Below are 23,775 nucleotides of genomic sequence, written 5' to 3'. Positions count from 1 at the left end.
CACCGGCCTACATGGCCGGCGGCGGTGGCGGCATGCCGCCCACCACGCGGGTGGCTTTGCCCCCGAAACTGTTGAGGAAATAAGAAAAGCTCAGCATGAAATATTGCCGCAGCACCTTGCTCTCCACATCCTCTATATAATTGCCGCTTACAGTACGGTTTACGCTTACGTTCTGGTTCAGCAGGTCATATACCTGGAAACGGAGCAGGCCCTGCTTTTTTGAGAACAGGGATTTGGACACAAACCCGTTCATCAGCGTGTATTGCAGGTTGTAACCTTCGCTACGGCCGGTATTGGCTGTATAATCCACATCTGCCCCAATAATGAATCCCAGCGGCAGGTTAACATTGAAATCAAGGCTGAGGCCGAAATTAAAATAGTCCGTATTATTCCGCTTGTCTACACTGAAACGGGCTCGGTTGTAATTCACGCTGCCCCCGGCAGAGATATCAAACAATTCTCCGTGGCTGTAATTGAAGTTGGCGCCCTGCGTAATGTTGAAGTTGTTGGTGAAGTTCTGTTGCCCGTTCAGGAAACTTATTTCCCGGCTGTAGGTAAGATTGGTGTTTGTGTTGATGGCCGTACGCCGGTCTTGCCGCTGGTTCATGGAAAACCCGTTCACTACAAAGGCGCTGAAGTTATAATTGCCGTTTACGTTAACAGGGCGTGTTACCTGCCGGCCATCGTCTGTGAGCGAAGTGGCGTTCACGATCTGGTTCAGCACAAAGCTCCCGTTCATGGCCGCAAAAAAGCTGCGCATGCTTTCCTGGTTGTAAGCATTGTAGCTGATGTTCACGTTATTGCTGAAAGAAGGGCGCAGGTCCGGGTTGCCTTCCTTGATAAAAAGCGGGTTGGAATTGTCTGGCACCGGCTGCAGTTGCTCCAGCGTAGGCTGTTTGGTTTGACCGCGGTAAGAGGCCCGCAGTCTTTTTTTCGCGGAAAAATTGTAGTTGAAATGGGCCAGTGGCGAGACGTTGACGGTGCTCTGCCGTATTTCGCTGCCTTTGGTGAGGTTCTCGCTGTTGAGGCTGTTGAACTGCACATTCATGCCCAGCGTGTAATGATACCGCAGCCGCTGCGTCATAAGGCTGAGGCCGGCCTGGTGGTTGCTGTACACGTTGCTGAAGGAATTGGTCAGGCTGTCATCCAGCTCGTCATACCCTTCGCCGGGTTTGCTGCGGTTGAAGGTGCGGCGGTCTGAGGAGCTGAAATTGTAGTTGTACCCGTAATTCAGCTCCAGGTAACGGTCGTTTAACAGGGGTTCCGTATAGCTCATACGCACGCCCAGGTTATTGGAGCGGTTGCGCTGCGTTACCTTCTGGTCTATGGAATCCACTTCAGACACGGCGTTTTGCTTGTAATACGCCGTGCGCGACTGGTTGACGGATTCCACGTCGGAACCGCCGGCGCCAAAGGTCAGGTTGGTGCTGAAAGTGCGGCCTTTTTTATCGAATTTTTTGCGGAACAGGGCGGAGCCGCTCAGGTTGGGCGTACTGTTGGAAGAACGGGTGAGGCTGCGGCCCGTGTTGAGCGTGTCTTTATTCATGAGCGTGGTGTTCTGGTTCTCGGAATAGGTGTTGCCCGTGTTCCAGCTAACATTGGGGGTCACAATCAGGGAATGGAAAGAATCTATGTCATATTCCATGCGTGCGTTGAGGCGGTGGTTGGTGGTGCCGTTCAGCGAGCCGTTGATGTTGTTGGTGAAACGGGAAGAATCTGCCGAAAGACGGGTTTCGCCCTCCACCCGCTTTTCGTTTTCGCGTTGCAGGTCATTCAGGAAATAACTGCTGCTCAGGCGCAAGCCCTTAGCCAGGTTATCACTGTAGTTGATGCCGCCTATCCAGTTGCGCATCAGGCCTTCAGAGTTGGCATTGTTCATCATCATGCCCCGTCCGCCGGAACCGCCGAAGCCGGTGTTGTTCACGTTGTTGCCGCTGGCTACCACGGCCAGTTGCTGCGTATTCCGGAAACGGTTGGCGTTGCCGCTTACGGAAAAGCGACTGTCACTGCCATAGCCCGCCGAAGCGCGGCCAAACATGCCCTTCTTCCGGTCTGGCTTGATGGTGAGGTTCAGCGCCTTTTCCGTTTCCCCGTCAGGAATACCGGTAAATTGCGCCTGGTCGCTTTTGCGGTCTATCAGCTGTATTTTGTCTATCACGTCTGCCGGCAGGTTGCGGGTAGACATTTTAGGATCATCCCCGAAAAAGGGCTTGCCATCTACCAGCACCCGCTTCACCGTTTCGCCGTTGGCCTTGATGGTGCCGTCCTTTTCTACCTGTATGCCTGGCAGCTTTTTAAGCAGATCTTCCACCAGCGCGTTTTCCCGCACCTTAAAAGACCCGGCGTTGAACTCAATGGTATCTTCCTTGATAGTAATAGGCGGTTTGGCTTCCACTATCTCCACCTCCTGCAGGTTTACCCCTTTCCGCAGCAGCGCCAGCGTACCCAGCGCCAGCAGGCGCGTGGTATCCGTTACATGAAGGTTGCGGGTGAGCGGGGTATAGCCCAGGTAGGTTACCGAAAGCACATACCGGCCCGGCGGCGTGCCTTTGAAGGTAAACGCGCCTTTGCCGTCTGCCACGGTAGTGAAGAGCACCGCGGAATCTTTGGACGCCAGCAGGGCCACGGCGGCGTTGGGCAGCGGCTCCCTGTTCACCCGGTCTGTGAGTGAACCGGTGATGCGCACGGCTTCCTGCTGCGCGGAAGCGGTGGTAACCAGGGCCAGCAGCGCCGTTAGTATGGGAAGGAATAGTTGCTTCATACAGGGTGTTTCTTGCATTAATGTCTCCAAAAGCTTTATGTGCCTTACATCAGGGCGCCTCAGCCTCCTGGAGCCGCTTCAGCTGTTCGTTGTGGAACTTTTCAATGATCTGGCGCCGTTTTTCTTTCAGCTCCGCAGGCGTTACCTTCTGCGCGTTGGCTGGCAGGCTTACGCTGGTGTCTGCCACGGGTTGCAGCGTTACTTTTTTGGCCACATAGGAGCGTTTGCTGCTTTCTATGGAGAGCACCACGCCTTTATCCGGCAAAACACCGTTTACGGGAGAAAACAGCACCGGTATCTCCTCCGTATACCATACCACAAAACTTTCATCCCCAACCTTTACAGTGGCACGGCGGCATTTGTAACCGGCAATGGTTTTGGTTTTGCCAGAGGTCTTGAACTCGCCGGGCTGTTTATACGGCTCTTCCGTATACCAAACGCCCACTACGGCGCTGTCTTTCTTCTCTTCAGTAACAGTCAGATACTTCTTTTCTGCAAGATCAATATACATGGTGTTGCTGACAGGGGGCCGCAGTGCCGGTCTTTTCATGACGCCGGGCGCTCCAACGGCTACAGAAGGCGTGCCGCCGCCAGCAGATACAGTTTGTCCCTGCGCTCCGCCAGGACTGGTGACCATAAAATTCGTGGTCATGCCCTCCGTCTCGATCTTTGCCTTGCTACCGGAGAAAAACAGGGTCTGTTTGGTGGTAATGATATCTGGCAGCTCCGGCATAGGTGCATCTGCCGGCAGGGGCGCCCCGCCGGGGCCAAAGCGTACTATCTTCATCTGGCCGGGCTCCACGCGGGCCGTCATTTCATACTCAATTACCCCTGACGTTTGCTGCGCGGTGGCGGGCAAAGCCGCGCCCAGCAGCGCATAAAGCAGTATTTTCATGGAACATTGTTTTTTTACGGCATAAAATTGCCGCTTCTGCGGCAGGGCAATGGTTAACCAGTATTATTTAGTGTTAATTAATGTTAAGCCCTGCCGCCAGTTGCCGCGGATTGGATAGTTTTACAACCATGCGGAACAGGATCAGGAACATATTGGTGCTGATGAGCGCCTGTATTCTGGGGGTGTTTGTTTTCCAGGGTTACTGGATTTACAATGCTTACCAGGTAAGGCTGCAGGATTTTAACCGGGATATTAACGATGCGCTGCGTACCGCCCTGCAAAACAAACAGGTAGCGGAAATGGGCCGCATCGTGGGCCGTGCCGTACCGGCGGAAAGGGCTCCCCTGCCCGGCGCCAAACCACGCATTTTTAACTTCCATGCTACCACTAACTGGACAGATTCCGGCGAAGTGTCTGTTACCAGGGTAATAGAGTCTGTAGACGGGAAGATACACCTCAGGATGATGGCCGGAGATTCCGTAAAAAGGCGGTTTGCGGACTCGCTCTCCAAAAACATTTCGAACATACTGATGGTGAACAAGTACTATGACAACCGCTTCTCCATCAAAAGCCTTGATTCCGCCTACGCCGTGGAGCTGGCGGCACGGGGTATCAGCACGCCCTACACGCTTGATTCCATTCAGCTGGACATTCCCGCCCTCAAGATCATTAACCGGGCCAAAGCAGATCCCCTGCGGTCTCACGTGATGCCTTTCAACCCCTTCAGCGATATGGCCGTGAGGGCCAGCTTCAGCAGCCCCCTGCGCCACATCCTGCAACAGATGCTGGGTTCCCTGCTGGGCTCCGCGGCGCTGCTGCTGCTTACCACAGGGTGTTTCATCTACATGCTGCGCACCATCCTGCAGCAGAAAAAACTCTCCGAAGTAAAGAACGATTTTATTAACAACATGACACATGAGCTGAAGACCCCTATTGCCACAGTATCTGCGGCGGTAGAGGCCATGCAGAACTTCAATGCCCTGAACGATACGCAGAAAACGCAAACGTACCTCTCCATCTCCCGCCAGGAGCTGCAGCGCCTCAGTGATCTGGTGGAGAAGGTGCTGCACATTGCCGCAGAAGAGAAAGAAAATTTCGAGCTGAATTATGAACCTGTGAATATTAACGACCTGGTGAGCAGCATAGTAGCCACCCACCGGCTTTCAGCCGGTAAGAACGTAGACTTCAGCTATACCATGCTGTCTGACCCGCTGGTTATGGCAGACCGTACACACCTGGCCAACGCCATCAATAACCTGGTAGACAATGCCATCAAATACTCCGGCAATCCGGCCGTTATCAACATACAGATCGGCAAGGAAGCGGAGCGGCTGAAGATCATGGTGAAAGACAACGGCATGGGCATTCCGTCCAACTACCAGGAGAGCATTTTTGAGAAGTTTTTCCGCGTGCCCAACGGCAACCTGCATAATGTTAAAGGTTTTGGGCTGGGATTAAGCTATGTGAAGAAAATAGCCGAAATGCACGGCGGCTCCATCCGTGTAAAAAGCTTCCCTGAAAAGGGCAGTGAGTTCACCCTTGAAATTCCTTTAAACTGATATGATGAACCCCGGCGTACTGCTTGTAGAAGACGAAACACAACTGGCACAGATCGTGAAAGACAGCCTGGAGATGAGGGGCTTCCGCATGTTCTGCGCGCATAACGGCCAGGAAGGCCTGCGGCTGTACCGTCAGCACAAGCCAGACATACTGGTGCTGGACATTATGATGCCAGATATGGACGGCTTCACCATGGCTACCGAAGTCAGGAAAACGGATAAATCAATTCCCATCATTTTTCTCACCGCCAAATCTCAAACGGCCGACGTGGTGAAGGGCTTTGAACTGGGCGGGAACGATTACCTGAAGAAACCATTCAGCATGGACGAGCTGATCGTACGCATTAAATCCCTGCTGGGCCGGTTCCAGCCCGCGCCTCAACCGGAAACTGATGAGATCATAATTGGCCAGTACGCGTTCAACTACACCAAACAGACCCTCACCCGCAACAACCATAAAGAGTTCCTGTCTCACCGGGAGGCAGAGGTGCTTTGGCGCCTGTGCCGCCACCGCAACCAGGTAATGGAACGCAAGTCTATACTCATGGACCTCTGGGGAGATGATAATTTTTTCAACGCCCGCAGCATGGACGTATTTATTACCCGGCTGCGTCGCTACCTGCGGGACGACCCGCGGATACAAATTGTGAACATCAGGGGAGTGGGGTACAAGCTGATTTCGTGATGGTACTACCTGTATCCGGTGTACTGGCACGTTGATTCCGGCTAGGGTCATTGCGTGCGGGCGTTCGTGGCTGCCACCGCCAGCAAGCGCCGTTTTTTCTGAATGGCCTTTTGATACGCAGCCAATTTCTGCCGGACGCACCCCGGCAACGATCCGTTACCTACCGCCCGTTTTCAATGAACTGCAAAGCCCTTTCCAGTTGCTCATCCCTGCCTGCCGCAATGCCCGCTGCTGTGGCCGCAACGGGGATGTCTATTTTCACCCCCTGCCGTTGCGATTCCGTACCATCAGGGTAACAAACGCGGCGCCCGGTAATAACGCCCCTATATCCACCCGGCACCTGGAACATAACAATGTCTCCATCCGCACCAGCGGTCTGCGAGCCGATAACGGTTACTTTACCGGTAGCCTGCAAAATCATGGTCACCCATTCCGCCTGGCTCAGGGAGTTCTCATTGACCAGCACCACCAGCTTGCCGGGATAATTAGCTCCCGTCTTTGTGTTTGGCCCACGTTGTTTGCTGAAATAAGTGTTGACGAGCGTACCGGGGTAGTGGATATTGGGAATGAAATAATCGGCAAAGGGCTTCCTTTTCAAGCCCAGCGCGGGCAACAACTTGTCATAGATCACCTGCTGGTAGCAATACTCCCGCAGGTCAATTATCAAACCCGCAGCATGCTGACGCACCAGTTGCATGACGGAGTCTACCGCGGTTTTGGCAGAATCTTTCCGGTACAGCATACTGAGGCTAAGCGCTGCCAGCATACCCACATTGGGCTGAGGGCTTTTAAAGACGTAATCGCTGCGGAGACCGTGAACCTCTTTGCCGTAGCGGAGCTGGTGCGGCTTCACCCTGGCTGCAAACACACTGTCTGTGCGCAGCCCGGAAATGCGCCGGTCCAGACGTTGGCCGTTCCGCAGCAGTACCAGCTGCATGCTGGAATCATTGCTTCTGAAAGGCGCGCCCAGTTCGGGGCTGCTCAACTGCAAGCGCTTCCGGGGCGCGTTAGAGGCGGGCATCAGGCTGTCAAAAGGCAGTGCCGCTTCAGTAAGCGTCCGGCCATTGAGCTGGACGATCATGTCATTTACCTGTATATCTCCGGTTGCACATACTGCAGAATCTATCAGGCTTGTTACTACCGCAGTGTCTTTCAGCAGGCGGAAAGTAAAAGGCGGTGCGTACTGGCCGTACACCGCGCTCTTGTTTTGAATGGCAAAGCTGCCGCAGTGCGAGTCATCTGTGGCGGCAATGAGATGAAGGAGGCCTTTTTCATATTCCGTTCTTGACCGCGCTTCGCTGAAAACCGGTACTAACCGCTGTAACACGCTGTCCCAGTTTTCGGTGGCCATGTATTTATATGGGAAAATGTAGTTCACAATGTTCCATACACGGGCCAGCGCCATCAATTGCCCCGCTTTGTCCGGGAACACCATGTTGGGATAGGAAGGTTCGTTAATATTTCCTTCAAAACCGTTGAACATGTACCGGTGCGGCTTGCCCTGGAAGCGGTTCTGCTCTATGTAGCGGAGTTTTTCCTGCAGGCGGCCGTTCAGCGTGCCGGGCTGCTCTAACCAGCTGTTGCTGAGGTTGCGGATGAACAGTTCTTTTCCGTCAGGCGGCTTGCATTTGCCACAGAGGTCAACCACGCCGAGGCTTTCCACCATCTTTTCAAGTACGGTGTTCAGGGCCGCGGTATCTGCCGCCTGCTCCACTGCCGGAAAATTTGTTCTGAACAGGGAGTCTGCATCTATCTGGCCTGCGGCTACGCGCGGATGGTAATACTTGAGAAATCCCCATACCTTGATGTAATGGTACAGCTTTGTGTGGGCGTTGAGAGGGCCGGGTAAAGCCTGCGCCCTGGTTGCCAGCAAAACCGGCAACAGGATGAACAACAATTTCTTCATATAGTTAACTGAAAAGGTATAGCACGTCTTCCTTCGTGAGCTTCTTGATAAACCCGCTGTCATCTGCAATGATTTCCTTCACCAGCGATTTTTTGCGCTCCTGCAGCTCCAGTATTTTCTCTTCCACCGTGTCTTTACAGATCATACGGTAGGCAAAAATATTCTTCGTCTGGCCAATACGGTGAGTGCGGTCAATGGCCTGCTGCTCTACCGCGGGGTTCCACCAGGGGTCAACAATGTACACATAGTCTGCCGCAGTGAGGTTGAGGCCCACACCGCCCGCTTTCAGGGAAATCAGGAATACCCTGCAGTCATCGTTGTTCTGGAAGTTCTGGATCGCCTTTTCCCGGTCTACTGTAGAGGTGCTGCCGTCAAAATACTCGTAGGGTATTTTCATATGGGCCAGCCTGTCACGGATGAGGCCCAGCATACCCAGGAACTGGCTGAACACCAGCACTTTGTGGTGACCTATGTTTTCCGCTATCTCCCGTGTCAGCTCATGCAGCTTCACGGAGTGGTTGGGGTATTTTTCCGTTTCGTTCAGAATAGCGGGAGAGTCGCATATCTGCCGCAGCTTCATCAGGCCTTGCAGAATGGTCAGCTGGCTGCGTTCCATGCCCTGGTCTTCTATTACGCCCAATATTTTGGAACGGTAGGTATTGCGGTAAGCATCGTAAATATGCCGCTGTTCGGGATCCATTTCGCAGAATATCACCGTTTCGATCTTCTCCGGCAGGTCTTTGGCCACCTGTTCTTTGGTACGGCGCAAAATGAAGGGATAGATCAGTTTCTTCAGGTGTTCTTTCCGCTCTTCGTCCTGGAATTTATCTATAGGCGTGGCAAATTCGTTCCTGAAAAAGTCTACCGTACCCAGCATACCCGGGTTGAGGAAGTTCATCTGCGCATAGATGTCAAAAGTGTTGTTCTGCATGGGCGTACCGCTGAGCGCAATACGGTTGCGGGTATGCAGCAGCTGCGCCGCTTTGGTTACTTTGGATTGCGGGTTCTTGATGGCCTGGGACTCGTCCAGTATCACGTAGTCAAACTCCATTTTCATCAGCAGCTGCACATCACTGCGCAGGGTGCCGTAGGTGGTGATGAGCACATCAAATTTTTGCAGCTCTTCAGAATCACGCAGGCGGGCGGGCCCGTGATGGATGTGATAGCGGATATCTGGCGTAAACTTCCTGATCTCGTTCTCCCAGTTATAGATCAGCGTGGTAGGACATACCACCAGCACCAGGCAGTTGGTATTGGCATTTTTGTAGTGCTGGATGAAGGTAAGGGCCTGTACGGTCTTACCAAGACCCATATCGTCTGCCAGAATACCGCCCCATTTCACCTCATCCAGGTAATTAAGCCATTGGAAGCCGCTTTCCTGGTAGGGGCGCAGGTTGGCCTGCAGGTTGGCGGGGAGGCCCACGCTCCTGATCTCGTCAAACTGCAGCAGCTTGCGGCGTTTCTCGTCAAGCTCCACCAGTATGGCTTCATCGTCAATAAATTCATACAGCTCATCAATCACTGAAAAGTTGTACTTGCTCAGTTTGAGGCCGGCGCCTTTATCTTTTTCTTCCCCTATCTTAAACAGGAGAGAATATTTTTTCAGCCATTCTTCCGGCAGCAGGCCCAGGGTACCGTCTGCCAGCTGTACGTAATTCTGTTTGTTGGCCAGCGCGCGCTTGATGTCGCGGATGCCTACTTTCTGGTCTCCATACAACACCTCCACCTGCGCATCAAACCAGTCTATACCGGAGCTGATCTGCAGGTTGGTAACGGGCTTTTGCGGGTTGAAGCGGAAATTCCGCAGCTGCTCAAACCCGAAGATGCGTACGTTCATTTCCTTCAGCGCATCAAAAAAGAGGAAGAACCAGTTGTTCTTCAGGGCTTCTTTGGAGCGCAGGAAAAAGTAATTATAGTTGTTGAGATTGGTAAAGTTGGTGTGCAGGGTGCGGAGCTTGGCCACAAATGCGTTCTCAGCTTCCTTGTTCCGGTGTATCACCAGCACTTTGTTGCCCTCCTGTACGGTAATACGGGTTTCTTCGTTCCATTCCACTTCGTGGCCATGGTAAGCAAAACCCGGTTGTATCACAAAAGTTTCACCCAGCTCTTTGAGATATACCCTGGTTTCCGGTACCACGTCGTCTACTTCTGCCAGCAGGGCAGCGTCGAACTGTACGGGGTAAGTTTTGCCCAGGGGCAGCATCACTTCTTTCAGGAAGTCCTGCCATTCAGCAGAAGGCACACGCAGGGCGTTCATCTGCTGGTAACGCATGATGTTGATACTGTCTTGCGGGTTCCTGAACTGGTACATGGTGCCTTTGTGAAGGAACAGCATGGGGCTGCCCCACTGGTTTTCAGACACGTTCACCGGTTCCCCGTCAATATCTACCCAGGCGGTCACTTCCACATGCCCGTCTACCTGGTCTGCCTTGAAATAAGGTTGCAGCGGGGTATCATCTACCTGCAGCGGCTGCAGGTTTTTGGTTTTGAACGGCTGCCCTTCCCGCAGCAAAAACACCAGCCGGTGATCTGCCAGCATAGGGAACAGCTTGCCCAGCTTGGGATGCAGGTATTCAACGATCAGCTCCATGGTTTCCATGGGCAGGCCGTCTTCATTTTCGTGCATAATGTTTTCCCAGATGCCGGCAAAGGGAGAGTTCTTGTTGAGGAACTTGCTCACTTCTGCCTGCTGCAGCTTGCGGATGGGGGTGATGAGGTCACGGTCTTTTTCCCGGAACAGGTAAAAGTCTACATACTTGCCCAGGTCTATCCGGTTTATGAGGGATACGAATTCGGATTCCTCCTCATTGGCGTCCCCGCTGATCAGCTCTGTCTGGAAGTAAGGGAACAGTTTTTCGTTGGCATTCAGCACCACGCCGAGACGGCGTGTAGCCGTAATAGTTTGTGCCTCTTCCGGTTCCGGTTTGGCAGCGGCCGGGGCCTCCACTTTTTTGATAGAGGGATCCAGCACCCGGAGAAACGGTTTGCCGTTGAGGTATGAAAAGGTGAACTTCCCTTCCAGGTCGTCACTCAGCGAATACCCGTAGGAGGAAAGCAATTTGTTCTTTTCCTTGTCCCAGTTGCGCAGGGTATCGAAATAGAACGGCCCGTGCGCGTTGAGGAGCTGGAGGAAGAGGGCCGTTTTGTGCACGCAGAGCGGGTGCTCATGCTCATCGCAGGTGCAATGCGTATCAAAATTGCGCTCTTCGTTCCACTGTAGAATGAGCGGGTACTTTTTATTGTCAACCTTCAGCTCCGCCTCTACCTTTTCATCTTTGGCAGATTTGATAACGGCCTGCGACTTGCGCAGGATGCGTTCTGCATCCGCCATCATGGCGCTGGAGGTGAGCAGTTTGATGGTTTTGAGGTCTATAGACTTCATCTTGATCAGCGTATGCTGCTGATCGTATTGTGTTTCAAATGATTCGAAATGGTTACGGTCCAGCATTTCCTGCAGCTGGAAGAGGGCGGCCGCTTCGTGCCGGCAAATATCTCCGAGGTTGTAGGGGCATTGGCAGCGAACGCTCATGGTAGAGGGCTCGTGGTATTTGCTGATGGAAACCTTGTAATAGTTGGCATGCGTGTCGCTCTTTACGCGGAAAGTGGCGGAGCGGAGCACGGGGTCTCCTTCCAGCAACTCTACCCCTCCCGTGGCAAATATGCGTTTGCCGCGGCGGATCACCTCATCGGTGCCGTTATTATATACATATTTTAATAAATGGGGAAGCGACATGCTTTTCCTGCTTTTTGCCCTTTTTTTGTACGAGCCGGGGTTATAAAAACAAATATTAATAAGGCTGTCATCCGTTTACCCGGTCTGTTTTGTTCATTTTTCCTGCTTCGCGGCTCATGAAAAGGCAATCCACAAAAGTAAGCATAAAAATTCAAACAGCCAGCGGCAAAGGGGAGAAAACGGGGAGGAAAGAGAGATGGACGATGGATATATTTGAAAAATGTGCAACTGAAACAAAAAAATATCCATTGCGGCAGGGGGTGGTGCAGTGCTAATTTTGTCATAAAATATTTCTATGGGAAACACACTCAACATTGACAACACTAAAAATGCGAATCTTGGCCTCTTGGTGCTGAGAGTGGGCATCGGGGTACTGTTCTTTATTTTCGGCTGGATAAAAATTGCCGGCGGCGAGCCCGTTTGGACCGGGGTAGGCGGCGCCATGAAGTTCATAGGCATCAGCGCATGGCCCACTTTCTGGGGCCTGTTGGCCACCATTGCGGAATTTGCCGGCGGGCTGCTGCTCGTTTTCGGGCTGTTCACCCGCTTTGCGGCGCTCTCGCTGGTTATTACCATGATAGTGGCCGTGATCCTGAAAGTGAGCCTTGGCGGCGGATTGGTGGAATATTCTTCCCCCCTTACCATGCTGCTGGTCAATATCTTTTTCCTGCTGTATGGCGGCGGGGCTTACTCACTTGATAATTATTTCCGTCAGCGCAGGCAACTGGCCGCGTAAGGTCAAAAACCGGATAATTAAAAAGGTGCTCCACGCAAGGAACACCTTTTTTTATGCTTTTACGAGCTTACTTTTCTTTTATCAGCTCCCCGTTGCGCAGTATGGGCAGCACATTAGCCCCGTCTGGCGTAAGGCAGAAGCGGATGTCTTCTTCCAGGCCATAGCGGGCCAGGCGCTGGTAGTGGGAGGCTTTTTTCATGAACCCGAACAAATCGCTCTTGGCGCTCTCGTAGAGGGTTTCCGCAGCCAGTGCAGAATCGCAGTTCACGTCAAAATGCTCCTTGATGCGGCTAACCACTGCGCCTGCAAAAAGCGTGTCTTCCATATTAACCCGGTCTTTCCAGGCCGCGCAACCCAGTATAACAGGCTGCCCCTGAGAAATGAGGTATTCGCACACGGCGGAAATATTGGGGAAGGAGCCGGTGATGATCTGCACGGCGTCTTTGGCCATGTGCAGCAGCTTGGTACCGTTGGTGGTGGTGAGTACCAGCACTTTGCCGGCAATGAACTCTTCAGGATATTCAAAGGGGGAGTTGCCGTGCAGCAGTCCGTCCGCAATTTTCCCATCCCGCTCCCCGGCCGTAATGGCGTTGAGCTGGCGGCCAATGCTGACGCATTCTTCCACGGTGGCCACGGGTATTACCTTGGCGGCGCCGTTGTGCAGGGCGGTGCAAATGGTAGAGGTAGCCCTCAGTACGTCAATAATTACCACAATACTGTTCTTCACGTCGAACAGGTGCAGGAGAGCAGGTGATAAACATACTTCCAGCCTTGGTTTAGTGATCTCGCTCATTCTTTCTTCTTTATTTTAGTCAAGGATCACCCGCCACTTTTCGCTCTCCGCGTACTCCTTGATGATGTTGTTGCGCAGCTGCAGCAGCCGCTTCATGTATCTTCTGAGATAGAGCTTTTCAAACCACCGGCCCATACGGCCGTAAGGTGTGCCAAACTCCATAATGTCTATGACAATGGTACCGTTTTCGATCTCCCTGAAATGGTGTTCGTGTTTCATAAAAGTGAAATCTCCCTTTTCCATTTCATCACAAAAGTAATGCGGCTTTTGCATGGCCGTGATCCGTGTGGTGAGCTCCCGCATCTTGCTCAGGTGCTTTGCCCGCCAGGTTACCGTTTCGTTAAATTCAATCAGCCCGCTGGTCCTTCCCCTGATGGCCTCTTCTTGCAGATGTTCCATACTGCGCTTGTGCAGCGTGATGCTCCGGCTCAGGTCAAATACCCGGGGCAGCGGCGCGTGAATAACCGTGGTGAGATGAATAAGCGGCATAGCAGTTATACAGTTTAAGATATGGTACGATGGTTGAACGGTTTTCAATAACGCTGCCCCTTTCCGCCAAATTGTAAAAGCACCCCGGTTTAACCCAGGAAAGGCGCTTTCACCACTCTTGCCTTCAGCAGCTTGTCCCGTACTGCAATATATATCTCCGTATCCAGTGTTGCAAAGCCTGTTTTTACATAACCCAGCCCAATGGCCTTTTGCAGCGTTGGAGACTGGGTACCGGAGGTCACACGGCCTATCAGGTTGCCTTCCGCGTCTTTGATCTCGTAATCATGACGGGGAATGCCCTTGTCTACCATTTCAAATCCTACCAGTTTCTGCTGCACGCCATCCGCTTTCTGTTTTTCCAGGATGGGGCGGGCGGTGAAGTCTTTCGTGAACTTGGTGATCCAGCCCAGGCCAGCTTCCAGCGGGCTGGTGCGGTCATCTATGTCATTGCCGTAGAGGCAGAAGCCCATTTCAAGACGCAGGGTATCCCGCGCGCCCAGGCCTATGGGCTTGATGCCTTTGGAGGCGCCGGCGGCAAAGATAGCATCCCACACCTTGTCTGCCGCCCCGTCCTTGTCTTCAAAATATATTTCCAGCCCGCCTGCGCCGGTGTAGCCGGTGGCGCTGATCAGCACATTGTCTACCCCTGCAAAAGTGCCTTTCACAAAGGTGTAATATTTAAGGTTCACCACGTCCTGGTCTGTAAGGGACTGCATTACGCTGGTGGCGTTAGGGCCCTGTATGGCGAGCAGGCAGGTTTTATCGGAAATATTATGCATTTCCACGCCTTTGGTATTGTGCCGGCTGATCCACTCCCAGTCTTTTTCAATATTGCTGGCGTTCACCACCAGCATGTACACCTTGTTCTCTTCAATGCAATACACCAGCAGGTCATCCACAATACCGCCCTCCTCGTTCGGCAGGCAGCTGTACTGAGCCTTGCCGGCCGTGAGTTTGGAGGCATCGTTGCTGGTAACACGCTGAATAAGGTCCAGCGCATTTTCTCCCTTGAGAATAAATTCTCCCATATGGCTCACGTCAAACACACCTACACTGTTGCGCACGGCCGCATGTTCATCATTAATGCCGGTGTAGGAAATAGGCATGTTATACCCCGCAAAGGGCGCCATTTTGGCTCCCAGCGCAATGTGTTTTTGTGTAAATGGTGTGTTTTTCATGTTATTGATGCTTGTTTTGTTGTATCCCTTTTCAAAGCCCGGCAAATTTAGTATTTAATTTGAGTATTAAACAAAGCGGGAGCGGGGGCCAGACAATCCCGTGATAAACCGTATTTTTGCGGCAAAACTCCCGGCAGTGAAAAAGACTTACCTTTTGTGCCCGCTTGTTTGTTTAACGCTGGCAGCATATCCTCAAAAGAAGGCAGACCGCAAAATTATCAGCAACCTGCAACTGCATGTAAACTACCTGGCCAGTGACAAACTGGAAGGGCGGCGTACCGGCACCCCCGGTGAGGAAATGGCCGCGGCCTATATTGCAGAGCAGATGAAGGCCGCAGGCCTCAGCCCCAGGGGCAGCAACGGTTACCTGCAGGTGTTCACCGTGCGGGAAGGAAAAGAGGCCGGGCCCAAAACACGGTTGCTCGTTAACCAGCAGCCGCAGGCCGCAGACCGCTTTGTGCCACTGCCTTTCAGCGCCGAAAAAGCCGCAAAAGGAGAAGTATTGCCCGGCGTGAATGACCTTGATAACGTTTGGCTGGTAGACGTGAAAGCGGCGGAAGACATGAACCCTCACGCCCCGCTTGAGTTTTATATCAAAAAAACAAAGGAAGCCAAACAGAACGGCGCCACCGGCGTCATTTTCTTTAATGGCCCCGAAAATACCCGTGATGTAACCCGCTGGCTGGATGAAAAAACCGCTCCGCTGCCCATTCCTGCCCTCTGGGCCGGGCCGGAACTAAGCAAGGCGCTGAGCGCGGATGATGCCAATGGTTTTATGGTAGACTTTGAAGTAGACTTCAAGCCCAGCAAAAGAACCGGCACCAACGTGGTTGGCTATATTGATAACGGGGCGCCCACCACCATTGTACTGGGTGCGCACTATGACCACCTGGGTTATGGAGAAGACCATAACTCCATGGCGCCTTCTGAAAAAGCCATTCACAACGGCGCAGATGATAACGCCAGCGGCACCGCCGCCCTCCTGGAGCTGGGCCGCCTCCTGAAAAGCTCAAGCCCGAAAAAGAACAACTATGCGCTGGTAGCCTTCTCCGGTGAAGAACTGGGCCTGTTTGGCAGCAAGTACTTTGTGGAGAACGGCGGTATTGCCGCCAAAGACATGAACTATATGGTGAATATGGACATGGTGGGCCGTCTCACAGAAGATAAAGGCTTGCAGATAGGCGGCATCGGCACATCGCCGGCGTGGGGCCCTGTACTTAAAAGCACCGTACCCTCCGCCATCAAGGTAAGTTATGACTCTTCCGGTACCGGTCCCTCAGATCATACCTCGTTTTACCGGAAAGACGTGCCCGTGCTGTTTTTCTTTACCGGCACCCATAGTGATTATCACAAACCCGGTGACGATGCCGGCAAGATCAACTACGATGGCAGCCTTAAAATAGTAAAGCTGGTATACGACATTATAGAAAAAACCAACGGGCAGGAGCGGCTGGCTTTTACCAAGACCCGCGAGCGGCAAATGAGCAGCGCCCGTTTTTCTGTTACGCTGGGCATTATGCCTGACTACACTTTCAGCCAGGGCGGCGTAAGAGTAGAAGCCGTGTCTGACGGCAAACCTGCACAAAAAGCCGGCATTGCGCCCGGAGACGTTATCTTCCAGCTGGGCAGCAAATTAGTGAGCGACGTAGAATCTTACATGGGCGCGCTTTCTGCATTCAAGGCCGGAGACAGTACTACCGTGAAAGTGAAGCGCGGAAAAGAAGAGAAAGTATTTGATATCCATTTTTAGACACGGTTTTTATAACTTGCGGTATGCGTTATCTTTTACTTTCCCTGGCTATGCTGGCCGCCTGTAATCCCACCCGGGAAAAAACAGACACCAGCCACTATGAAGTGATCAGTGAAAAGTGTTTTGTGCTGCGTGAAAAACACTCCACGGCAGACAGCGCCGTGAATGCCGGCCGTGACAGTATTATCCGTTACCTTCAGCAAAACAACTTCCCGGCAAGATATGTGCAGAAAGACAGCCTCATGTTCCGCCGCGCCAACGCCATGCAGGTTGAAATTGTATTGCCACCGCCGCAGGATGCCTGGGAGTCTAATACTATTATTGTATTTGATCCGCAAAAAAATCCGCTGTTCGTGAACCTCCGCAAAGGAACTTCGCAGATACAGCAGTACATCAGCGGACAATAAACCAGAAAACTCTTATCCCTTGCCAGTTCATCAACACATCAGGGTGACGGCAGACGCCGTAGTGCTGCGCTTTACTTCCAAAGAAGGCATGAAAGTGCTGCTCAGCAAGCGCAGCATTCCTCCGCACATTTTCAAATGGGGCCTCCCCGGCGGTTTCATCCGCAACGATGAGGCCGTAGAAGACGCCGTACACCGCGAAATACGGGACGAAACCGGTTTGCGCGTCAACTACCTGGAGCAGTTCCGCACCTTTGGAGCGCCGGAAAGAGACCCGCGCGGAAGAGTATTGTGCGTGGCGCATATTGGCCTTATCAAACCCTCTGCTACCAAACTTATTCCAGGCGCCGGCAATAAAGAGGCCCGCTGGTACCCCGTGCGGGAGCTGCCCCAAATGGCGTTTGATCATGATGTAGTGATCGCCGCCGCCCTTGACCACCTGCGTCTTAAGATGCGCAATGAGCCCCTGGCCTTTGAGCTGCTGGATGCCAAATTCCCCGTGTCTGAACTGGAAAAACTCTACGAATGGCTGTATGACCGTTCGGTGGACCGCCGTAACTTCCAGAAAAAGATCCATAACCTGGGCCTGCTTATCACCCAGCAGGAGAAACTGAAGCACCCCCTCCAAGGCCGCCCCGCCCAATTATATAGTTTTAACCGGGAGCGGTTCATAGAACTGCGAGAGAAGGAATCATATATCGAAATTTTTTCCTAGTTCGTTGTTCCTCAGTTTCAAGCCCTTTTTACACAAATTTTTTTGGCTCACTTCAAAAGTGGTAATTTTTTTGTGTCCCATTTACATAAAATACGCTATACATTAATGTAAACCCCTATTTCTTACACGTTTATATTCAGGCGGCTGGCCAATGCGTACCGTCCGGATAGGGGTATTACCCATTACGTGCGTTATTATAGGAACCGGAAGCCTTGACCCGCTTCACCGCGCCAAAAAGCCCCCTCGCAGGGCCGTTTCCGTATTTCAGCTTTTTTATGGATATTGCAAACCTATGCGGAAAGAGATAGCAGTGCTTAGTTTTTGTATGCTGGCGGCCCCTTGCCTGAAGGCCCAGGATTCCGCACGTTTAAAAGACGGCCCACCGGCCGTTCCTTTTGAAAAAGACACCCTGAAGCGGCGCAGTTTTTTCACCGTGCCGGTACTGGGGTATTCCCCGGAGAAAGGGCTCGAATTTGGCGGGGCCTCGCTTTATTCCTATTACGGAGACAAGCGGAACCCCTCTCCCAATACCCGCAACTCTACCCTGGCATTACTGGCTACTTTCACTACCAACAACCAGTTCAAGCTGAACTTCCAATCAGACAACTGGACGCGTAATAACGATTATCATATCAAGACGAACTTTCGTTACCATAACTTCCCCGTGTATTATTACGGGCTGGGAGATACCACCTGGTATGACAACCGCTCGCTCATTGGCAATAAACGTTACAAAGTGGCCGTAGAAGCGGAAAAACGCGTTACCAGCCACTTTTACGCAGGTTTGTCCGTCACCTACCAGCACGATGTGTATACGGCGGATAATGACAAAGGCGTATTCCCGGAAAGCAACCTGGTAGATAAGACAGGCGGCTACGCTACCTTTCTGGGCGTAACCGGTGTGTATGACAATCGCGATAACCAGAACTATTGCACGTTTGGTACCTATGTACGTTTCAATGCAGCCTATGCCCCGTCTTTTCTGAGCAAACACCCTTTGTGGCGCTTTGAGCTGAAAGCCAGCCAGTTTATACCGGTTACGCACAAAAGCACACTGGGCCTCAATGGTTATGCACACAGCCTGCAGGGAAACTCGCTTCCTTTTTACCTGCTGCCGGAGTTAGGTAATGATAACATCATGCGCGGCTATTACACCGGCCGCTACCGGGACCAGAATTACCTGGCGGCGCAAGCAGAGTACCGCTACTTCATAGATCCTAAAATGCGTATCAAGCTATGGTTCGTAGACCTGCGGCCTACTTTTGCGCTGGCCGGTTTTGCGGGCACGGGTACCGTGTTCGAGAACGGCGGCTTTTCTTTCTCCCGCCTCAAACCCAATTATGGGCTGGGCATCCGTTATTTTTATGACAAGTCTGCCCGCATCACCGTGCGGCTGGATTATGGCTGGGGAGAAAAAAGGCCGGGAGAGAAAAGACAGTCAGGGTTTTACCTCTCACTTTCAGAAGCGTTTTAAAAGCCGGTGGCATGGCGTTCCGCCGCAACTTGCTCTTTCAAATAAAAAAAGAAAGGCCACCTTACGGCAGCCTCTCCTATGTAAAATATCGTCTTTAATTTATTAACGTTTTACGTACTTCACCATGGCGTACAAAAACATCAGACTGAACAGGATGATGAAAAACCAGGCGCCGAAATGGCCAATTTTATTGCCGATCTCATAAACAGAGAGTAAAACGTTCAACAACATGATATACAGTTTTAAGAATTTTCAGGGGGCAAGTTAGCGCTTTATACCCAAAAAGACAAAACACCGTGTAATTTCAGGTGCGTTTTCTGCCGCGGGCGCACTTTTTACGCTGGAAAATCTTATTGCGCTTTTTCTTTAGACACCACTTCTATCAGCTTGTATTCATAAGCCCCAATGTCTTGTATACGGGGATCGCGGGGAATACGGTTTACCCGCAGCTTGTAGACATACCCTTTTTCAAAGGTCAGTCCTTCTATTGGTTCCATCAGTTTTTCCCAGGCGTCGGCCACAGGGCTGGCTGGCTTGTCTCCATACTGCACGTCGTAACACTTTGTTTTCCCGAAGCCGGGGCCGCGGTCACACTCGCCTTCGCCTTTCACCCAAACTACCAGTTCTTTGGCAGCAGGGGCGGGCCGTTCTTTTCTCACCAGTGTTAAACCATCTGATCCGTAATTGCTCCCCTCATAGCGGAGACTTTCACCTTCTTGCCTGAAATAAAGTGTGTCTTTCTGCGGGTTACCACTGCCCACGGTTACCAGTGTTATCAGCATTCTGCCATCGTTCTGCACAGACCAATTGCCCATTTGCAAAATTTCCGGCGTGTTGTTCAGGTAATCTGTGGTCATTTGGGCTTCTGCCGGCGGGCGGAGCGTAAGCGCAATGAGGCGGCCCGGACTGGAGGCAGCAGGCAGGCTGGCCTCATAATAGCCTTCCGGGGTAGACGCAGCGGTGGTAACGGTTTGCAAACTGTCTGCCGTACCTGCTTTGCGGTTATTCTGACACGCAGCCAAAAGCAGGGCAACTGCAGGCACTAACAATCGGATGTATTTCATATGATGGGTTTACAGGAATTACAACAACAATGGGGCCATTGTGTTTAGTGTTTTATCACGGCTTCCATCTCACAATACCAGGAAGTCTATTACCAGGCTGCATACATTACCGTTTTCTGCCAGCCCCCAATAGGCGGGATAAATACCGTCTCCATACCCTGTATGAAACAGCACCACATTGGAAGCCGGGGAGGAGGGAAGATGAAAAGCCGCGGCCAACCCGCCGTGTCTTGAGAAGGCCTCTGCAAATAAGGAAGTATATACATCACCTTCCGGCCGCTCCCTGAAAAAACGCTCCAGGTAACGGAAAAAGTGTTTCTGCACCTGCCCGTCACACAAACAGCCAATGCCCGCATCTGCCGTAAAACCATACCAGGCATTTTTGCTGCGTGCGGCAGACAGGGCCTGGCCGGGAAGCAGGGCCAGCTCCCATTGTAGGGCCCGTTCTTCAGAAAAATTCATTTTGAGCAGCGCGTTCCTCTTGCTGCCATTGTTGCCCGCCACCAGCATGGTAACCGGGTATTGCCCCGGCGGCACCCGCCTGGTATAAGGTTGGGCATTATGCAGGCCCAGCAGAGGATCACAAGCCACTACAAAACCACCCGGCATCACCAGCTTGCCCAGGTAGCAACTCTCCAGGCCCATGCCGTGTATTATCGGCTGCTCAAAGTAGAGGCCGTAGTCAAGCGGGGCATAACGCACATACCGTGTTTTGTATCTTTTCCAAAACTCTTTCAAAAAATTCATGTGGGCGCATTTGAAGCCGGCCCTTTTTGCTCCGGAGCTATGCTCCAACAGTCAAAAGGTCATCTTGCCGGCAAAAGGTTTCACATCCTGCTTCTTTCTTCTGGAGCCCGGTGAGGTTGATCCGGTTGGGGCTACGGGGCACAAAAGTACCGTACCACCCTCATCCTCCCAGCAAAGTATTTATATTTATTTTTTTACATTTTATATTTATTGTATATATTTGTACCTGTATTAAATACAGATACATAAGGGGAGCCGGACTGGAAGGAAAACCTATGTCGTCAAATTTACAATTGATTAACAATCAGCGCGTTAACAGAAATTTCACTTTGTTAAGGACGTATTTACAAAATCCGGCGGTAATTTTGCATTCTCTATTATATGCTGTATTTAATACGGTTTATCCATCCCTTTGAAAAACCCATCTGGTATATTTTGAACCGTAACCTCCGCTAAACCACCAGAAATCAATTAGTTAACTTTTTTTAATTATTCAGAACATGAATACTGGATTCGTGCGCCTCTGCGCAGGTATTGCAATCGTTTGCACTTTGATATCGGGCTGCAGTAAAGAACCGCTGACCTCCATAACGCCGCCTCCGCCCGTTCCTATACAAGACACTACTTTTATCATGAACAACCCGGTTAACAAAGACGTACTGCTGGCGCTTGTAAATGAAGTACGCGCCAAAGGCTGCAACTGCGGGGACACACTGATGCCGCCCGTATCTCCTATCCGCTGGAACACCGCACTGGAAAGAGCTGCCTGGCTGCATAGCACGGATATGAAGGAGTACAATTATTTCAGCCACCAGGACAGGGACGGCAACAATGCCGGCAAGCGCATTACCCGCATGGGCTACCAGTGGCGCGCCTGGGGAGAGAACATTGCGCTGGGCGTACTTAACGAACGCACGGTAGTAGAAGGCTGGTTTAAAAGCGTTACACACTGTAAAGTGCTGATGGATAACAATTTTTCTGAAATGGGCGTAGCAAAAGTGGGTAACTTCTGGAGCCAGGAAATGGCCAGCCCCAAAAGCCTAAAATGACCTTCGTAGTACATTGATCTATAATTTGTTATTTTCATTAACATCTTTTTTGCAGGTGGGCGCTAGTTAATTCAAACCGGCGCCTTACCTTTATACCGCATGAAAATGCTTCTGTAATATTTAACCCTCTTCCTCTGAAAAAGCCAACGTGCTTTAACCTCTTCCTATCAAGAACCCGGTACTAAAAGTTTTGATGTTTTAACTGGGATTCTGATGTTTGACAAATTGAATCGTTTTACCCCCTTTGCTTTGTTAATGCTGGCCACTGCCTGCACTAAAGAAGCCCCCGTACAGCCGCAACCGGAACCAGAGGAGCCGGGCACGGTAGTAGTGATTGAAAATAATGTAAATAAAGATCTGCTGCTGCACATGGTGAATGAAGTGCGCGCGCAAGGCTGCAACTGCGGCAGTACTGTCATGCCGCCTGTGCAGCCCGTTTCATGGAATATTCTGCTGGAGCTGGCTGCCGCCAAACACAGTAAAGACATGGTGGAGCGTAAGTACTTTTCCCATAACAGCCCGGATGGCACCACGCCACAAACACGCATTACCGCGGCCGGGTACAAATATTCCTGGTCTGGTGAAAATATTGCCTCCGGCTTTTCAAGGGAGGCAGACGTGATCAGCGGCTGGCTGAAAAGCGAAGGTCATTGCAAAAACCTGATGAGCGCCAACTACAAAGAAATGGGCATCGGCCGTGCCAATGGGGTGTGGACGCAGGTGTTTGCCGCACCCTCCGGCAAATGACCACTCAGGGGGGTGGCATTTTATGCCGCCACAGGCGCCAGACGTAGTAGATATAACCCGCCAGGCTTAGCACCAGCCAGGTGTAGAAAAGGAACATCCGGAGGGGCGTAGATTCTTCCGGAACAGCAAAGCCCAGGTACAACCCGAAAAACATATTGATCAGCATCCAGAACATGCCGATAAACACGGTACGGACAATTTTGATAAAAAACTGCAGCAGCTGCCAGTCAAAATTGTCTTTGGGTTCTTCTTCCATCATGTAAAGTTAAGGAATACACAGCTTCATAAGAGCCGCACTGTCTCCCCGGAACACATTAAAATCTACCGTAGTGCGGATCCCATTTACCCGCCCAATGTCGCTATGCTGCCAGAATACCCAGTTGCGGGCGCTGCGGGGCCTGTCTTTCTGGTAATAATGGGCTACCCACAGGGGATAATCCTCAAACTCTTTGCCCAGGTATTTTTCGTAAAAATGAATATTGGTGTAAATGATGGGCTTTACGCCATAGGCCTTTTCCATTTCCTCCAGCCAGATGCGGGCGGTGCTGCGGATAACAGCCGGCGGCTGGTTGTTATGCACTTCTATGTCCAGCACAGGTGGCAGGTCTCCTTTTTCCAGCTGTACTACGTTCTTGAAATTGATGGCCTGCTTCACGGGGTCTCGAGTGGAATAGAAAAAATGATAGGCCCCCCTCACAATGCCGGCCTCTTTGGCTTTTTCCCAGTTGCGCTGAAAGGTGGCATCCTGCCGGGTGATGCCTTCTGTAGCTTTGATGAAGGCAAACGAAATCCGGATATCATCTACCTGCATCTGCCTTACCGCGCGCCAGTTCACATTGCCCTGGAATTTGGAAATATCTATGCCGTGTATGGAATAGTTAACCGGTATGTCTATACCGAACTCCTCATAACGCACAAACTCAAGCGGAGTACCGGGCCGCAGCCACCACCAGGCAGCGCCGCCGGCCAGGGCCAGGCATATGATCATATAAACAAGGGGGCGGACGCGTTTACGTGTAGCCATGCTCTATAGATATCCTATGAAAATCAGGAGCAAGTATAGGGCAATTTTTTCTGCTATGCACGAAAG

Annotated in this window: 21 protein-coding genes; 9 read left to right on the top strand and 12 right to left on the bottom strand. The window is 51.8% G+C overall.

Annotated features, from left to right (window positions below; translation table 11 throughout):
• Positions 1-7 precede the first annotated feature (7 nt).
• The gene (locus tag ABDW36_RS03740) at positions 8-2,761 is read right to left on the bottom strand and encodes a TonB-dependent receptor (protein WP_343700535.1); all 2,754 of its coding nucleotides are present in this window, start codon (positions 2,759-2,761) and stop codon (positions 8-10) included.
• 49 nt (positions 2,762-2,810) lie between these two features.
• A complete protein-coding gene (locus ABDW36_RS03735; protein ID WP_343700534.1) occupies positions 2,811-3,656 on the bottom strand; it encodes a GLPGLI family protein in 846 nt (281 codons plus the stop codon).
• Positions 3,657-3,784: 128 nt separating this feature from the next.
• Between ABDW36_RS03735 and ABDW36_RS03730 the strand changes: the two genes are divergently transcribed.
• Complete coding sequence (locus ABDW36_RS03730; RefSeq protein ID WP_343700533.1) at positions 3,785-5,215, top strand: HAMP domain-containing sensor histidine kinase; 1,431 nt, start codon at positions 3,785-3,787, stop codon at positions 5,213-5,215.
• Between the two features lies 1 nt (position 5,216).
• Positions 5,217-5,900, top strand: a complete 684-nt coding sequence (locus tag ABDW36_RS03725) for a response regulator transcription factor (RefSeq protein ID WP_343700532.1) — start codon at positions 5,217-5,219, stop codon at positions 5,898-5,900.
• Positions 5,901-6,060: 160 nt separating this feature from the next.
• Here ABDW36_RS03725 and ABDW36_RS03720 read toward each other — a convergent pair whose 3' ends face one another.
• Positions 6,061-7,806 carry a S41 family peptidase gene (locus ABDW36_RS03720; RefSeq protein ID WP_343700531.1) on the bottom strand — a complete coding sequence of 582 codons (1,746 nt, stop codon included), beginning with the start codon at positions 7,804-7,806 and terminating at the stop codon, positions 6,061-6,063.
• A 4-nt stretch (positions 7,807-7,810) separates the two neighbouring features.
• The gene (locus ABDW36_RS03715; protein WP_343700530.1) at positions 7,811-11,539 is read right to left on the bottom strand and encodes an SNF2-related protein; all 3,729 of its coding nucleotides are present in this window, start codon (positions 11,537-11,539) and stop codon (positions 7,811-7,813) included.
• A 295-nt stretch (positions 11,540-11,834) separates the two neighbouring features.
• Here ABDW36_RS03715 and ABDW36_RS03710 point away from each other — a divergent pair, with 295 nt between their 5' ends.
• Positions 11,835-12,275: a DoxX family protein gene (locus tag ABDW36_RS03710; RefSeq protein ID WP_343700529.1), complete on the top strand. Its 441-nt coding sequence runs from the start codon at positions 11,835-11,837 to the stop codon at positions 12,273-12,275.
• Positions 12,276-12,342: 67 nt separating this feature from the next.
• Here ABDW36_RS03710 and ABDW36_RS03705 read toward each other — a convergent pair whose 3' ends face one another.
• From ABDW36_RS03705 to gcvT, 3 genes are all read right to left on the bottom strand, one after another.
• Positions 12,343-13,068 carry a 2-phosphosulfolactate phosphatase gene (locus ABDW36_RS03705; protein WP_343700528.1) on the bottom strand — a complete coding sequence of 242 codons (726 nt, stop codon included), beginning with the start codon at positions 13,066-13,068 and terminating at the stop codon, positions 12,343-12,345.
• A gap of 15 nt (positions 13,069-13,083) precedes the next feature.
• A complete protein-coding gene (locus ABDW36_RS03700) occupies positions 13,084-13,557 on the bottom strand; it encodes an SRPBCC family protein (protein ID WP_343700527.1) in 474 nt (157 codons plus the stop codon).
• 89 nt (positions 13,558-13,646) lie between these two features.
• Entirely contained in the window at positions 13,647-14,735 is a 1,089-nt protein-coding gene (gene gcvT, locus ABDW36_RS03695) for a glycine cleavage system aminomethyltransferase GcvT (RefSeq protein WP_343700526.1), read from the bottom strand.
• Positions 14,736-14,871: 136 nt separating this feature from the next.
• Between gcvT and ABDW36_RS03690 the strand changes: the two genes are divergently transcribed.
• The 4 genes from ABDW36_RS03690 (at position 14,872) to ABDW36_RS03675 (ending at position 19,078) form a co-directional block, all read left to right on the top strand.
• Positions 14,872-16,485, top strand: a complete 1,614-nt coding sequence (locus ABDW36_RS03690; protein ID WP_343700525.1) for a M20/M25/M40 family metallo-hydrolase — start codon at positions 14,872-14,874, stop codon at positions 16,483-16,485.
• Positions 16,486-16,508: 23 nt separating this feature from the next.
• The gene (locus tag ABDW36_RS03685; RefSeq protein ID WP_343700524.1) at positions 16,509-16,892 is read left to right on the top strand and encodes a hypothetical protein; all 384 of its coding nucleotides are present in this window, start codon (positions 16,509-16,511) and stop codon (positions 16,890-16,892) included.
• 19 nt (positions 16,893-16,911) lie between these two features.
• Positions 16,912-17,604: an NUDIX domain-containing protein gene (locus ABDW36_RS03680; protein ID WP_343700523.1), complete on the top strand. Its 693-nt coding sequence runs from the start codon at positions 16,912-16,914 to the stop codon at positions 17,602-17,604.
• A gap of 292 nt (positions 17,605-17,896) precedes the next feature.
• Positions 17,897-19,078, top strand: a complete 1,182-nt coding sequence (locus ABDW36_RS03675) for a hypothetical protein (protein WP_343700522.1) — start codon at positions 17,897-17,899, stop codon at positions 19,076-19,078.
• A 102-nt stretch (positions 19,079-19,180) separates the two neighbouring features.
• Here the strand turns inward: ABDW36_RS03675 and ABDW36_RS03670 are convergent, their stop codons facing one another.
• From ABDW36_RS03670 to ABDW36_RS03660, 3 genes are all read right to left on the bottom strand, one after another.
• Positions 19,181-19,309: a hypothetical protein gene (locus tag ABDW36_RS03670; RefSeq protein ID WP_343700521.1), complete on the bottom strand. Its 129-nt coding sequence runs from the start codon at positions 19,307-19,309 to the stop codon at positions 19,181-19,183.
• A 119-nt stretch (positions 19,310-19,428) separates the two neighbouring features.
• Positions 19,429-20,142, bottom strand: a complete 714-nt coding sequence (locus ABDW36_RS03665; protein ID WP_343700520.1) for a DUF4377 domain-containing protein — start codon at positions 20,140-20,142, stop codon at positions 19,429-19,431.
• A 69-nt stretch (positions 20,143-20,211) separates the two neighbouring features.
• A complete protein-coding gene (locus ABDW36_RS03660; RefSeq protein WP_343700519.1) occupies positions 20,212-20,889 on the bottom strand; it encodes a DUF4241 domain-containing protein in 678 nt (225 codons plus the stop codon).
• Between the two features lie 500 nt (positions 20,890-21,389).
• Here ABDW36_RS03660 and ABDW36_RS03655 point away from each other — a divergent pair, with 500 nt between their 5' ends.
• Together ABDW36_RS03655 and ABDW36_RS03650 are read left to right on the top strand one after the other, a co-directional pair.
• Positions 21,390-21,938 carry a CAP domain-containing protein gene (locus tag ABDW36_RS03655; RefSeq protein ID WP_343700518.1) on the top strand — a complete coding sequence of 183 codons (549 nt, stop codon included), beginning with the start codon at positions 21,390-21,392 and terminating at the stop codon, positions 21,936-21,938.
• A 213-nt stretch (positions 21,939-22,151) separates the two neighbouring features.
• Entirely contained in the window at positions 22,152-22,685 is a 534-nt protein-coding gene (locus ABDW36_RS03650; protein ID WP_343700517.1) for a CAP domain-containing protein, read from the top strand.
• Between the two features lie 4 nt (positions 22,686-22,689).
• Here the strand turns inward: ABDW36_RS03650 and ABDW36_RS03645 are convergent, their stop codons facing one another.
• A complete protein-coding gene (locus ABDW36_RS03645; RefSeq protein ID WP_343700516.1) occupies positions 22,690-22,944 on the bottom strand; it encodes a hypothetical protein in 255 nt (84 codons plus the stop codon).
• Between the two features lie 6 nt (positions 22,945-22,950).
• Positions 22,951-23,709, bottom strand: a complete 759-nt coding sequence (locus ABDW36_RS03640) for a glycoside hydrolase family 25 protein (RefSeq protein WP_343700515.1) — start codon at positions 23,707-23,709, stop codon at positions 22,951-22,953.
• Between the last annotated feature and the right edge of the window lie 66 nt (positions 23,710-23,775).

Source organism: Chitinophaga sp., from assembly GCF_039596455.1.
GTDB lineage: Bacteria > Bacteroidota > Bacteroidia > Chitinophagales > Chitinophagaceae > Chitinophaga.
This window is presented reverse-complemented; position numbering and strand designations above follow the sequence as displayed.

What these genes read in the sequence shown, in the direction of transcription:
- ABDW36_RS03740 (WP_343700535.1), bottom strand. Translation starts at nt 2,761, where the DNA reads ATGAAGCAACTATTCCTTCCCATACTAACGGCGCTGCTGGCCCTGGTT.
- ABDW36_RS03735 (WP_343700534.1), bottom strand. Translation starts at nt 3,656, where the DNA reads ATGAAAATACTGCTTTATGCGCTGCTGGGCGCGGCTTTGCCCGCCACC.
- ABDW36_RS03730 (WP_343700533.1), top strand. Translation starts at nt 3,785, where the DNA reads ATGCGGAACAGGATCAGGAACATATTGGTGCTGATGAGCGCCTGTATT.
- ABDW36_RS03725 (WP_343700532.1), top strand. Translation starts at nt 5,217, where the DNA reads ATGATGAACCCCGGCGTACTGCTTGTAGAAGACGAAACACAACTGGCA.
- ABDW36_RS03720 (WP_343700531.1), bottom strand. Translation starts at nt 7,806, where the DNA reads ATGAAGAAATTGTTGTTCATCCTGTTGCCGGTTTTGCTGGCAACCAGG.
- ABDW36_RS03715 (WP_343700530.1), bottom strand. Translation starts at nt 11,539, where the DNA reads ATGTCGCTTCCCCATTTATTAAAATATGTATATAATAACGGCACCGAT.
- ABDW36_RS03710 (WP_343700529.1), top strand. Translation starts at nt 11,835, where the DNA reads ATGGGAAACACACTCAACATTGACAACACTAAAAATGCGAATCTTGGC.
- ABDW36_RS03705 (WP_343700528.1), bottom strand. Translation starts at nt 13,068, where the DNA reads ATGAGCGAGATCACTAAACCAAGGCTGGAAGTATGTTTATCACCTGCT.
- ABDW36_RS03700 (WP_343700527.1), bottom strand. Translation starts at nt 13,557, where the DNA reads ATGCCGCTTATTCATCTCACCACGGTTATTCACGCGCCGCTGCCCCGG.
- gcvT (WP_343700526.1), bottom strand. Translation starts at nt 14,735, where the DNA reads ATGAAAAACACACCATTTACACAAAAACACATTGCGCTGGGAGCCAAA.
- ABDW36_RS03685 (WP_343700524.1), top strand. Translation starts at nt 16,509, where the DNA reads ATGCGTTATCTTTTACTTTCCCTGGCTATGCTGGCCGCCTGTAATCCC.
- ABDW36_RS03675 (WP_343700522.1), top strand. Translation starts at nt 17,897, where the DNA reads ATGCGGAAAGAGATAGCAGTGCTTAGTTTTTGTATGCTGGCGGCCCCT.
- ABDW36_RS03670 (WP_343700521.1), bottom strand. Translation starts at nt 19,309, where the DNA reads ATGTTGTTGAACGTTTTACTCTCTGTTTATGAGATCGGCAATAAAATT.
- ABDW36_RS03665 (WP_343700520.1), bottom strand. Translation starts at nt 20,142, where the DNA reads ATGAAATACATCCGATTGTTAGTGCCTGCAGTTGCCCTGCTTTTGGCT.
- ABDW36_RS03660 (WP_343700519.1), bottom strand. Translation starts at nt 20,889, where the DNA reads ATGAATTTTTTGAAAGAGTTTTGGAAAAGATACAAAACACGGTATGTG.
- ABDW36_RS03655 (WP_343700518.1), top strand. Translation starts at nt 21,390, where the DNA reads ATGAATACTGGATTCGTGCGCCTCTGCGCAGGTATTGCAATCGTTTGC.
- ABDW36_RS03650 (WP_343700517.1), top strand. Translation starts at nt 22,152, where the DNA reads ATGTTTGACAAATTGAATCGTTTTACCCCCTTTGCTTTGTTAATGCTG.
- ABDW36_RS03645 (WP_343700516.1), bottom strand. Translation starts at nt 22,944, where the DNA reads ATGATGGAAGAAGAACCCAAAGACAATTTTGACTGGCAGCTGCTGCAG.
- ABDW36_RS03640 (WP_343700515.1), bottom strand. Translation starts at nt 23,709, where the DNA reads ATGGCTACACGTAAACGCGTCCGCCCCCTTGTTTATATGATCATATGC.